The organism is Enterobacter sp. KB-221C9 (assembly GCF_041320715.1).
Lineage (GTDB): Bacteria > Pseudomonadota > Gammaproteobacteria > Enterobacterales > Enterobacteriaceae > Enterobacter > Enterobacter asburiae_D.
Map to the genome: position 1 here is coordinate 268,230 of NZ_JBGIWG010000001.1, position 11,792 is coordinate 280,021.

Genomic DNA, 11,792 nt, shown 5'->3' on the forward strand with positions numbered 1-11,792 from the left:
CCCATGTTTAAATCGATCTTCGCCGTGGCGCTCGCGCTGGTGGCAACCTTTGCCCAGGCTGACCGTATTCGCGACCTCACCAGCGTTCAGGGCGTACGTGAAAACTCCCTGATTGGCTACGGCCTGGTGGTGGGGCTGGATGGTACCGGTGACCAGACGACACAGACGCCGTTCACCACCCAAAGCCTGAACAACATGCTTTCCCAGCTCGGCATTACCGTGCCGGCGGGAACCAACATGCAGCTGAAAAACGTGGCCGCGGTAATGGTCACCGCGTCCTTCCCGGCGTTTGCGCGTCAGGGGCAGACCATTGATGTGGTGGTTTCCTCAATGGGTAACGCCAAAAGCCTGCGCGGCGGTACGCTGCTGATGACTCCGCTGAAAGGCGTGGACAGCCAGGTCTATGCGCTGGCGCAGGGGAACATTCTGGTTGGCGGTGCGGGTGCATCCGCAGGCGGAAGCAGCGTGCAGGTGAACCAGCTGAACGGTGGGCGTATCACCAACGGGGCGATCATTGAGCGTGAACTGCCAACCCAGTTTGGCACAGGCAATACCATCAACCTGCAGCTCAATAATGAAGACTTCACGATGGCGCAGCAAATTGCCGATACCATCAACCGCAGCCGCGGCTACGGTAATGCAACGGCACTCGATGCGCGCACCGTGCAGATCCGTACCTCCACCGGCAGCAGCAACCAGGTGCGCATGCTGGCGGATATCCAGAATATGGAAGTGAACGTTCCGGTACAGGATGCTAAGGTGATCATCAACTCCCGTACCGGCTCGGTGGTGATGAACCGGGAAGTGTCGCTGGACAGCTGTGCCGTCGCGCAGGGTAACCTTTCCGTGACGGTAAACCGCTCCGCGAACGTGAGCCAGCCGAACACGCCATTTGGTGGCGGTCAGACGGTGGTGACGCCGCAAACGCAGATTGATATGCGTCAGAGCGGCGGGTCACTGCAGAGCGTTCGCTCCAGCGCCAACCTGAACAGCGTGGTGCGTGCCCTGAACGCCCTGGGCGCAACGCCGATGGACCTGATGTCCATTCTGCAATCCATGCAAAGCGCGGGCTGCCTGCGCGCCAAACTGGAAATCATCTAATGCTGACCGATAGCAAACTGTTGACCAGTGCAGCCTGGGACGCCCAGTCGCTCAACGAACTGAAAACCAAAGCAGGAAAAGACCCGGCGGCGAATATCCGCCCGGTCGCCCGCCAGGTGGAGGGGATGTTTGTACAGATGATGCTGAAAAGCATGCGTGAAACCCTGCCGAAAGACGGGATGTTCAGCAGTGATTCAACGCGTCTCTACACCAGCATGTATGACCAGCAGATTGCGCAGCAGATGACCGCCGGTAAAGGCCTCGGTCTGGCTGACATGATTGTGAAACAGACCGAAGCCGCGCAGGGCATTCAGCCTCAGGAGCAGCCGCAGCAGGTGCCGATGAAGTTTGACCTGGAAACGGTGACCAGTTACCAAAACCAGGCTCTGACGCAGCTGGTGCGTAAAGCGATGCCAAAAGCCACGGGCAGCGGCGATGAGCCGCTCTCGGGCGACAGCAAAGACTTCCTGGCGCAGCTTTCTCTGCCTGCGCGCCTTGCCAGCGAACAGAGCGGCGTGCCGCATCACCTGATTCTGGCGCAGGCTGCGCTGGAGTCGGGCTGGGGCCAGCGCCAGATCCGCAAGGAAAACGGCGAGCCGAGCTTCAACATCTTCGGCGTGAAGGCCACCTCCAGCTGGAAGGGGCCGACAACGGAGATCACGACCACCGAATACGAGAACGGTGCGGCGGTGAAGGTCAAAGCAAAATTCCGCGTCTACAGCTCTTATCTGGAAGCATTGTCCGATTATGTCGGCCTGCTGAGCCGAAATCCGCGTTATACCGCCGTTACGCAGGCGGCGACGGCGGAGCAGGGAGCTCAGGCGCTGCAAAACGCGGGCTACGCGACTGACCCGAACTATGCGCGTAAGCTCACCAGCATGATCCAGCAGCTGAAATCCATGGGCGAGAAGGTCAGCAAAGCCTATAGCACAGATATTGAAAATCTGTTCTGAAAGTTCTCAAGTCCCGGTGGAGGTTGCCGATAACCTTCATCAGGACTCGTGTCTGAACGTATAAAAGGAACCCCCATGTCCAGTTTGATTAACAGCGCCATGAGTGGCCTCAGTGCTGCGCAGTCGGCACTCAATACCGTCAGTAATAATATTTCAAGCTATAACGTGGCAGGTTACACCCGCCAGACCACGGTGCTGGGCGCATCTAACAGCACGCTGACCGGCGGTGGCTGGGTGGGTAACGGAGTCTATGTCTCCGGTGTACAGCGTGAGTATGACGCCTTCATCACCAACCAGCTGCGCGCCGCGCAGACGCAGAGCAGCGGTCTGACGACGCGCTATCAGCAGATGTCAAAAATCGACGATGTGCTCTCCGATACCACCAACTCGCTCTCCACCACCCTGCAAGACTTTTTCAAAAGCCTGCAAACCCTGGTGAGTAACGCGGAAGACCCGGCAGCACGTCAGACGGTGCTGGGTAAAGCGAGTGGTCTGGTCAATCAGTTTAAAACCACCGATCAGTATCTCCGTGACCAGGATACGCAGGTTAATACCGCCATCTCCAGCAGCGTGTCTCAGATCAACAACTACGCGACACAGATTGCGAATCTGAACGATCAGATTTCTCGTCTGACCGGTGTCGGTGCGGGTGCTTCACCTAACGACCTGCTTGACCAGCGCGATCAGCTTGTGACCGAACTGAACAAAATCGTGGGCGTGGAAGTCTCGGTACAGGATAGCGGCACGTTTAATATCTCTCTCGGCAACGGTTACAGCCTGGTGCAGGGCAGCAAAGCCAGCCAGCTGGCGGCCGTGAAGTCCAGCGCCGATCCGGCTCGTACGACCATCGCCTACGTCGATGACGTGGCGGGCAATATTGAGATCCCCGAGAAATTTATCACCACCGGTTCTTTGGGCGGTTTACTGAGCTTCCGTAATGAAGATCTGGATAAAGCCCGTAACAGCCTGAACCAGATGGCGCTGGCCTTTGCCGATGCGATGAACACGCAGCATGAAGCCGGTTTTGATGCAAACGGTGATGCGGGCGGTAAGCTGTTCAACTTTGGTTCTCCGGCGGTGCTTTCCAACAGCAAGAACGGCGGCTCGGCCGTTGTCACGGCCTCTGTGACGGACAGTAAACAGGTCCAGGCGACAGACTATAAGCTGCAGTTTAACGGCACTGACTGGACTGTCACCCGCACATCAGACAAAACCAGCTTTACGATGAGCCCGGATGCCAGCGGTAATCTGTCGTTTGATGGCCTTAACGTCAACGTCAGCGGCACGGCAAATACCAAAGATAGTTTCACCGTGAAGCCTGTTTCCAACGTCATCATGAACATGGATCTCGCGATCAGCGACGAGTCCAAACTGGCGATGGCATCGGTGCAGAACGGCGGCGAAAGTGACAACCGTAACGGTCAAAAACTGCTCGATCTGCAAAACGGCAAAGTAGTGGGTGGGAATAAAACCTTCAACGATGCGTATGCCTCGCTCGTCAGTACCGTCGGTAGCTCAACGGCGTCTCTGAAGGTGAGTAGCCAGACGAAAGCCAATGTGGAAACGCAGTTAATCAAGCAGCAGCAGACCATCTCTGGGGTAAACCTCGACGAAGAGTATGGCAATTTGCAGCGTTATCAGCAGTATTACCTGGCCAATGCCCAGGTACTACAAACTGCCAGTACGCTCTTCGATGCAATTATCAACATTCGTTAAGGTTGAGGTGAACAATGCGTATTAGCACCCAGATGATGTACGAGCAGAACATGCGTGGGATCACCGATTCCCAGAGCAGATGGCTGAGCTACGGTGAGCAGATGTCCACCGGTAAGCGCGTCAATCGTCCTTCGGACGATCCTATCGCCGCGTCGCAGGCCATCGTTCTGTCGCAATCTCAGTCGCAAAACAGCCAGTTCGCACTCGCGCGTACCTTTGCAACACAGAAGGTCTCGCTGGAAGATAACGTGTTAACGCAGGTGAATACCGCGATCTCAAGCGTGCGCGAGAAGCTGGTTTACGCCTCAAACGGCACATTAAGCGATGACGACCGTCTTTCTCTGGCGACCGATATTCAGGGGATCCGCGATCAGCTGATGAACCTGGCCAACACGACGGATGGCAACGGTCGCTTTATCTTTGCGGGATACAAAACCGAGAGCGCACCGTTTGATGCCGCGACCGGGGATTACAACGGCGGCGCAGAGGCTATCACGCAGCAGGTTGATACGGCGCGAAATATGACCATTAGCCATACCGGACAGCAAATTTTCGAAAGCATTACCAGTAATGCGGAACAGCTGCCGGGCGGTGGATATGGCGAAACAAACATGTTCAAAATCCTGGATTCTGCCATTGCGTCGCTGAAGACACCGATTGAGAACGATCCGGCTGCCGCAACGGCGCAAAGCCAGGTGATTACCAATGCGCAAATCGGCATCAAAAACGCCCAGAACAATGTCCTGACGGTCGTTGCGGATGTGGGAACCAAGATGAACGAGCTGGAAAAACTCGATACGCTGGGTGATGACCGCGCGCTGGGTCAGACCAAGCAGATGAGTGACCTGGTGGATGTTGACTGGAACGAAGCGATTTCCTCTTACACCATGCAGCAGGCGGCCTTGCAGGCGTCTTATAAAGCGTTTAGCGATATGCAGGGCATGTCTCTGTTCCAGCTGAACAAATAACATCTTGACCTCTTAGAGCATGTCTTGAAACTGGGCATGTTTTACTGCCCAATTCGTCTGGATTGGGCATTTTTTTTATGCAACTTCCGCCGGTGCGGAGGCGACTCGAGCGCTTTCTATCAGACGGATTGCCAGCGCAATGACGCCACAGACTGTCGCCAGCGCGACCACGCCCGTCCAGCCGGCCAGCGAGTAGATATTGCTGCCTAACGCGGAGCCCAGCGCCATCCCGATAAAGACCACCGTAAAGAGCAGGGCATTGAGACGACCCCGCGCCTGCGGCTCAAGGCTGTATACCAGGTTCTGGTGAGCGACCAGGCTGGACTGCAGACCCAGGTCGAACCCGACGGCAGAGACGGCGATCAGTATCAGCTGTCCATGAACGCTCAACGCGGGCATCAGGAACATCAGAGCGAATGAAACGGTCACAAGAACGGCACCAAGCTGCGTGACTTTTCCCGCGCCGAGTTTGTCCGCCAGACCTCCCGCCAGCGGGGCAGCTAACGCACCGGCGGCACCCGCAATACCAAAGCCCCCCGCTACGGCACTGCCCAGGTGATAGCGTTCTAGCAGCATGACCGCAAGCGTAGACCAGAAGGCGCTAAAGGCAATCGACAGAAAACCCTGGGCCAGCGCCGCACGGCGCAGAGCCGGATAGCGACGCCACAGATGTTCCATTGAGCGCATCAGCGCCGGGTAGCTCAGCGTGGAGTGAATGGCAAAACGGGGAAGCACAAACCACATCATCACTCCGATGAACGCAATGCTCGCCGCCGCCAGCTGGTACATGACGCGCCAGCCAAACGCTTCGCCCACCACGCCGCTCACGGTTCTTGATAATAAGATACCCATCAGCAGCCCGGTCATTACCGTGCCCACGGTTTTCCCCTGTTTACCCTCCGGCGCAAGGATGGCCGCGGCAGGGACGATATCCTGTGCCATGGTGGCGGCCATGCCGATGAGCAGGCTTGCCAGCAGCAGAGAATGGATCTGCCCGGTCAGGCTACAGCCGAGAAGAAACAGCGCCAGCGCCGCGCTCTTTATCAGGATTAACGTCCTGCGGTCGTGGCGATCGCCGAGCGGTAGCAGGAACAGGATCCCCAGGGCATATCCCGCCTGGGTGAGCGTCGGGACCAGGCCCATTCCTTCGATACTCAGGTGAAGGTCTGCGCCCATCAGCGGCAGCAGAGGCTGGGCATAATAGATAGATGCCACGCTGAAACCTGCACCTATCGCCAGCATTAAGATTACCCAGCGGCTCACGGCATGGGCGGCGGTTGTTGTGTTCATAAGATGTTCCTCATTCGTCGTGTGAGGCTATTTTTTATCAGTACGCCTTGCGACGGTAGCGGGCCCGGTGGTAAAACGCTTATACGTTGAACGTATAAATGAAAATGCGATGAAAAGAGCTGAGCGTATAGACAGGGTGGAGTTAATGCGGACGTTTGTTCGAATTGTGGAGGCGGGTTCCCTCTCTGCGGCGGCGCGGCAGCTTGCAACCACCCAGGCCACGGTGAGCAGGCGGTTACAGTCGCTGGAGACCATGCTGGGGGTGCGCCTGATACTGCGTACCACCCACACGACGCGGCTGACGGATGATGGCGAGCGCTGCTATCAGCATGCTCGCCGGGTGATTGACAGCTGGCTGGCGCTGGAAGATGAGGTGGGGCACACGGAAGATGAGCCCGTAGGCGTGCTGCGGGTGCGGGCACCCCACGCGTTTGGTCAGGATCAGCTTCTGAAACCCGTAACCGAATTTTTGCAACGCTATCCGCAGCTTTCGATTGAGTGGATGCTCAACGATCGGTCGGCGGACTTCCTCGGCGACAACCTTGACTGTGCTATTCGGGTGGGCGTGGAAGTCGATCCGGCGACCGTATCCGTGCTGCTGGCGGAAGTGCCGCGCTCGGTGGTGGCTTCACCGGCGCTGCTGGCCCGTTTTCCGACGGTTACCACGCCGGAGGATTTGCAGCAGTTTCCCTGGATAGCCATCAGCTCTTTCTACCAGCGCCATGTCGAGCTCTTTCACGATGCATCACCTGCCACCGCGCGAGTGGCGATTACCCCACGCCTCAGCACCGATAGCCTGTATGTCGCACGCAATACGGCGCTCACCGGCCTTGGCGTGGCGGTGGTATCCAGCTGGACGGTACAGGATGATATTCGGGAAGGGCGGCTGGTGCATTTGCTGCCAGACTGGCAGCCAGCGGCGTTACCGGTGCATCTGGTTTACCCCTGGTCCCGTTATTATCCGGCACGCTTGCGGCGTTTTCTGGAGCTGATGCGGCAGGTCATGCCGGAGGTCACCGGGATGAGAAAGCCCGTGCAGCAGCCATAAAAAAAGCCGACCCTAAGGTCGGCTTTTTACTTTCAGCGTCGTTATTCGACAGACTGCGGACGCGTTGCCGGTGCGGTCGCCTGATGCGTTGCACTGTGGCCGCCTGCAGCGCCTTTACCGTCGAAGTTGAACTCCGGGCGAACCCAGTCACTGTGACGCGGGGCTTCAGGCACGTAATCCGGCGCCGGGGCGCGCGTCATTGGTGCTGTCGCCACGTGGGCAGCGGCTGGTGCAGAGACAACCGGCTCAGGTTTCACTTCAGCCGCTTTCGGTTCTTCAACAACCGGTTCAACCTGAATCTCAACGTCCTGAACGACTTCTTCAGTGGTGGTTTCAACGAGGGTTTCAGCGGTGTCTTCCACTGCGGCTACAGGTTCAGCCTCTTCAGCGATTTCCTCAGCCACCACGGCATCTTCTTCGGCGATAAGCTGCGGTGCGGCATCAACCGGCGCGGCAATCACTTCTGGATGGGTGGTTTCAACTTCCACTGCCTGAGGTGCTTCAGTTTCAACAACCTGAGGTTCAACCACGGTTGCCGCTTCAGTCATGACGTCTTCTACCGCTGCTGCCGGTGCAATCACCTCTTCGGTTACAGGCTGTTCTTCAACAACCTGCTCCGGGCGAGCAACCGGGTAGCGGATCCAGACTTTACCGGAGGCCATTTCTGGTGAAGCACAGGCAATGGTCAGCGGCATTGGAGACTGAGTCGGGTAGCGCTCGTCACGATAGCGACGGCGGCGCTGGCCGCTGACGCGCAGATGACGTGGAGAACGGCGTGAACGGCGCGGCATACCGGCGTTATCACGGTTTTCACCGTTATCGTCCTGCTCAACGTTGTTTTCAACGACCGCTGGCAGATCAACTTTCGCCAGCTGCGTACCGGTTGTGCTCTCGCTGGTTTCAACCGCGACAACGGCTGACTCTTCGGTTACTTCAGAGGCGAAGCGAACTTTTTGAGAAAGCTGGCGCTGCTTACGACGCGGCATAACCTGAGTACGTTCTTCCTGCTCGCCGTCCTGCTGTTCAACAGGCTCTTCGCGGTTCAGGTTTTTGACTTCCTGCTGTGCCTGACGCTTCTCGTCGTTACGACGACGGCTGCGTTCACGGCGCGGCTGCTGGTCATCACGCTGTTTGCTCTTCTCAGACTCATCGCCCGCCTGCTGGCGAATTTCACGATCTTCAACATTCGGCTGTTGTTTCTCGCGACGGTTGCGACGGTTGTCTTCGCGTTGCTCGCGGCCTTCACCATTCTCAGAGCGATTGTCACGGTTGTCACGACGCTCGCTGCGGTCATTACGGTCATTACGGTCGCTGCGGTCGTTACGATCGCGGCGGTTGTTTTGACGCTTGCGACGATCCTGCTGACGCTCTGGTTTGGCCGCTTTAGGCTCTTCTTTCGGCTGCTCTGGCTGAACGTCTTCTTCAGCAAACATCTTCTTCAGCGCGCCAAAGAAGCGGCTCAGCAGACCCGGCTGTGCCGGCTGGACCTTCGCTGCCGCTGCTTCTGGTTTCTGCGCTTCAGGTTTGGCAGCAGGTTTTTCCAGCGCTGCTTCCGGTGGCGCTTCTGGCATGATGAAGGTCGCTAACGCAGGCTGCTCTGGCAGTTTGCGCTCTGCAGGCTCTTCATCGGATGGCAGGGCCATCTCTTCTTCATGCAGCTTCGGCAGCAGGTAGCTGAGGGTGGTCGTCTCTTCGCCCTTACGCACACGCAGTACGTGATAGTGTGGGGTCTGCATCTGGTCGTTTGGCACGATGATGCAGCGAACGCCACCCTGACGCGCTTCAATCGCACTGACAGCTGCACGTTTTTCGTTAAGCAGGTAAGAGGCAACGGGCACAGGCACAATGGCGTGAACCTCTTTGGTGTTCTCTTTCAGCGCTTCTTCTTCAATCAGACGCAGAATGGAGAGGGACAGAGATTCGTTATCACGCACGGTACCGGTGCCGGAGCAGCGCGGACAAACGTGATGGCTGGACTCACCGAGAGACGGGCTCAGACGCTGACGGGACATCTCCAGCAGGCCAAAGCGTGAGATATGGCTAATCTGGATACGCGCCCTGTCCTGACGCACCGCTTCGCGCAGGCGGTTTTCAACCGCACGCTGGTGGCGTACAGGGGTCATGTCGATGAAGTCGATAACGATCAGACCACCCAGGTCGCGCAGGCGGAGCTGGCGGGCGATTTCATCAGCGGCTTCGAGGTTAGTGTTGTAGGCGGTCTCTTCGATATCGCCACCGCGCGTTGCACGCGCGGAGTTGATGTCGATAGCGGTGAGCGCTTCAGTGGTATCGATGACGATAGAACCGCCGGAAGGCAGACGCACTTCACGCTGGAAGGCCGACTCAATCTGGGATTCGATCTGATAGTGGCTGAACAGCGGGATTTCACCGGTGTACAGTTTAATTTTGCTGGTGAAATCCGGACGACCCAGCGCGGCGATGTGCTGGCGCGCCAGCTCAAGCACTTTCGGGTTATCGATCAGAATCTCACCGATGTCCTGACGCAGATAATCACGGAAGGCACGCACGATAACGTTGCTTTCCTGGTGGATCAGGAACGGAGCAGGGCGGCTTTCCGCTGCTTTCTGAATGGCTTCCCAGTGCTTCAGACGGAAGCTCAGGTCCCATTGCAGCGCTTCGGCTGATTTGCCTACGCCTGCGGTACGCACGATAAGCCCCATGCCATCAGGCAGTTCGAGGCTTGCCAGCGCTTCTTTCAGCTCGGTACGGTCATCACCTTCGATACGGCGAGAGATACCACCCGCACGCGGGTTGTTAGGCATCAGAACCAGATAGCTCCCTGCCAGGCTGATAAAGGTGGTCAGTGCGGCACCTTTGTTGCCGCGCTCTTCTTTATCAATCTGAACGATAACTTCCTGACCTTCACGCAGAACATCTTTGATGTTTGGGCGGCCATGGGCGTTGTAGTTTGCAGGGAAATATTCGCGGGCGATTTCTTTCAGAGGGAGGAAACCATGACGCTCAGCACCGTAATCGACAAATGCAGCTTCAAGGCTTGGTTCAATGCGGGTGATTTTACCTTTGTAAATGTTCGCTTTTTTCTGTTCGTGTCCAGGACTTTCGATATCCAGATCGTACAGGCGCTGCCCATCCACAAGGGCGACACGCAACTCTTCTTGCTGAGTTGCGTTGATTAACATTCTTTTCATCGTAACTTACTCGTTATTCTTACATTGACGACAAAGCTGCGGGCAAGGTGACGCTTTCCGGGGTATGAACCGATGGCCTCGTGTCTGTTCACGTCGCCAACCTCACGGTTGTCGCTCGCTTAAGAGGCGCAGAGTGTCGGTTGCCTGTGCTTCATACGGAAACACAGCGCAATTATCAGGGGAATTGCCTGGGTAGAACTCTCCAGAGAACAATCCTTATACCGGGAAGTACTGCAACCCGCAGCCCGCTAACTGCCTGAAAGATCAATACGTCTTACGCCATTGCTGCGTGGATGATCGGTCAGACAAAATTGGTCATTCCGTCAACATCCTTACTTAACCAGGATTTAACACGGAAAACAGCCTCATTATTCCACTGCTCGCCGGGTTATAGCAAGATGACTTTTACCAATTATCACCCGGTTACTCACAGTTTCTTCACTTCAGAACGGCGATTGGTTTAATAACCACCAAATCGGTTGCGCGAAACGGGAAGCTGGCCGGATAAAAGTAAATATAAGCATAGAAAAATGAGTGGCGCTAATGGCTGACGATATTTAGAATCGCCAACCATGAAAACAGAGACTCCAGCCGTAAAAATGGTTGCTATCGCCGAAGATGACGCGGGGCAACGTATCGATAACTTTTTGCGCACCCAGTTGAAAGGTGTGCCAAAGAGCATGATTTACCGCATCCTGCGTAAGGGCGAGGTGCGGGTTAACAAAAAGCGCGTGAAGCCCGAGTACAAACTCGAGGCGGGCGATGAAGTGCGTATTCCGCCGGTGCGCGTTGCGGAACGTGAAGAAGAGACCGTTTCACCAAAGCTACAGAAAGTGGCGGCCCTGAGCGATGTGATCCTTTACGAAGATGACCACATTCTGGTGCTCAATAAACCGTCAGGAACGGCTGTCCATGGCGGTAGCGGTCTGAGCTTTGGGGTGATTGAAGGGCTGCGAGCCCTGCGCCCGGAAGCGCGTTTCCTTGAGCTGGTGCACCGTCTTGACCGTGACACCTCTGGCGTACTGCTGGTGGCGAAAAAGCGTTCTGCGCTGCGTTCGCTGCATGAACAGCTGCGTGAAAAAGGGATGCAGAAAGATTACCTGGCGCTGGTTCGCGGCCAGTGGCAGTCCCATGTAAAAGTGGTGCAGGCGCCGCTGCTGAAGAACATTCTGCAAAGCGGTGAACGTATTGTCCGCGTGAGCCAGGAAGGGAAACCGTCTGAGACGCGCTTTAAAGTTGAAGAGCGCTATGAGTTTGCCACGCTGGTGCGCTGCAGTCCGGTGACCGGTCGTACCCACCAGATCCGCGTGCATACGCAGTTTGCAGGGCACCCAATCGCCTTTGATGACCGCTATGGCGACCGCGAGTTTGATAAGCAGCTGGCGGGGACGGGACTGTCGCGTCTGTTCCTGCATGCGGCAGCGCTGAAGTTTACCCATCCTAATACGGGAGAAGTCATCCGTATTGAAGCGCCGCTGGATGAGCAGTTGAAACGCTGTCTTAAGGTTCTGCGCGGCTAAGGTAAACGTAAAACGGCAACGAATGT

General features: G+C 56.7%; 8 protein-coding genes. 6 read left to right on the forward strand and 2 right to left on the reverse strand.

Annotated elements, in window-relative coordinates; genetic code table 11:
* Positions 1-3: 3 nt before the first annotated feature.
* The 4 genes from AB8846_RS01310 to flgL all read left to right on the forward strand — a co-directional run bounded on the left by AB8846_RS01310 (position 4) and on the right by flgL (position 4,738).
* On the forward strand, positions 4-1,101 hold the full coding sequence (locus AB8846_RS01310; RefSeq protein WP_063144647.1) for a flagellar basal body P-ring protein FlgI: 1,098 nt from the start codon (positions 4-6) through the stop codon (positions 1,099-1,101).
* On the forward strand, positions 1,101-2,054 hold the full coding sequence (flgJ, locus tag AB8846_RS01315; RefSeq protein WP_024909017.1) for a flagellar assembly peptidoglycan hydrolase FlgJ: 954 nt from the start codon (positions 1,101-1,103) through the stop codon (positions 2,052-2,054). The genes AB8846_RS01310 and flgJ overlap by 1 nt, the downstream gene beginning before the upstream one ends.
* Positions 2,055-2,129: 75 nt before the next feature.
* Positions 2,130-3,770, forward strand: coding sequence for a flagellar hook-associated protein FlgK (gene flgK, locus AB8846_RS01320; RefSeq protein WP_063144643.1), 1,641 nt, complete (start codon positions 2,130-2,132; stop codon positions 3,768-3,770).
* Between the two features lie 14 nt (positions 3,771-3,784).
* On the forward strand, positions 3,785-4,738 hold the full coding sequence (gene flgL, locus AB8846_RS01325) for a flagellar hook-associated protein FlgL (protein ID WP_063144641.1): 954 nt from the start codon (positions 3,785-3,787) through the stop codon (positions 4,736-4,738).
* Between the two features lie 75 nt (positions 4,739-4,813).
* Here the strand turns inward: flgL and AB8846_RS01330 are convergent, their stop codons facing one another.
* Positions 4,814-6,028 (reverse strand): MFS transporter, encoded by a 1,215-nt coding sequence (locus AB8846_RS01330; RefSeq protein WP_370731831.1) that lies wholly within the window; start codon positions 6,026-6,028, stop codon positions 4,814-4,816.
* A 145-nt stretch (positions 6,029-6,173) separates the two neighbouring features.
* On the opposite strand from AB8846_RS01330, the gene AB8846_RS01335 reads away from it, so the two are divergent.
* A complete protein-coding gene (locus AB8846_RS01335; protein WP_074147299.1) occupies positions 6,174-7,076 on the forward strand; it encodes a LysR family transcriptional regulator in 903 nt (300 codons plus the stop codon).
* A 41-nt stretch (positions 7,077-7,117) separates the two neighbouring features.
* On the opposite strand, the gene rne is transcribed toward AB8846_RS01335, so the two are convergent.
* The gene (gene rne, locus AB8846_RS01340; RefSeq protein ID WP_370731832.1) at positions 7,118-10,246 is read right to left on the reverse strand and encodes a ribonuclease E; all 3,129 of its coding nucleotides are present in this window, start codon (positions 10,244-10,246) and stop codon (positions 7,118-7,120) included.
* A 572-nt stretch (positions 10,247-10,818) separates the two neighbouring features.
* Between rne and rluC the strand changes: the two genes are divergently transcribed.
* Positions 10,819-11,766, forward strand: a complete 948-nt coding sequence (rluC, locus tag AB8846_RS01345; protein WP_024909023.1) for a 23S rRNA pseudouridine(955/2504/2580) synthase RluC — start codon at positions 10,819-10,821, stop codon at positions 11,764-11,766.
* Positions 11,767-11,792: the final 26 nt, after the last annotated feature.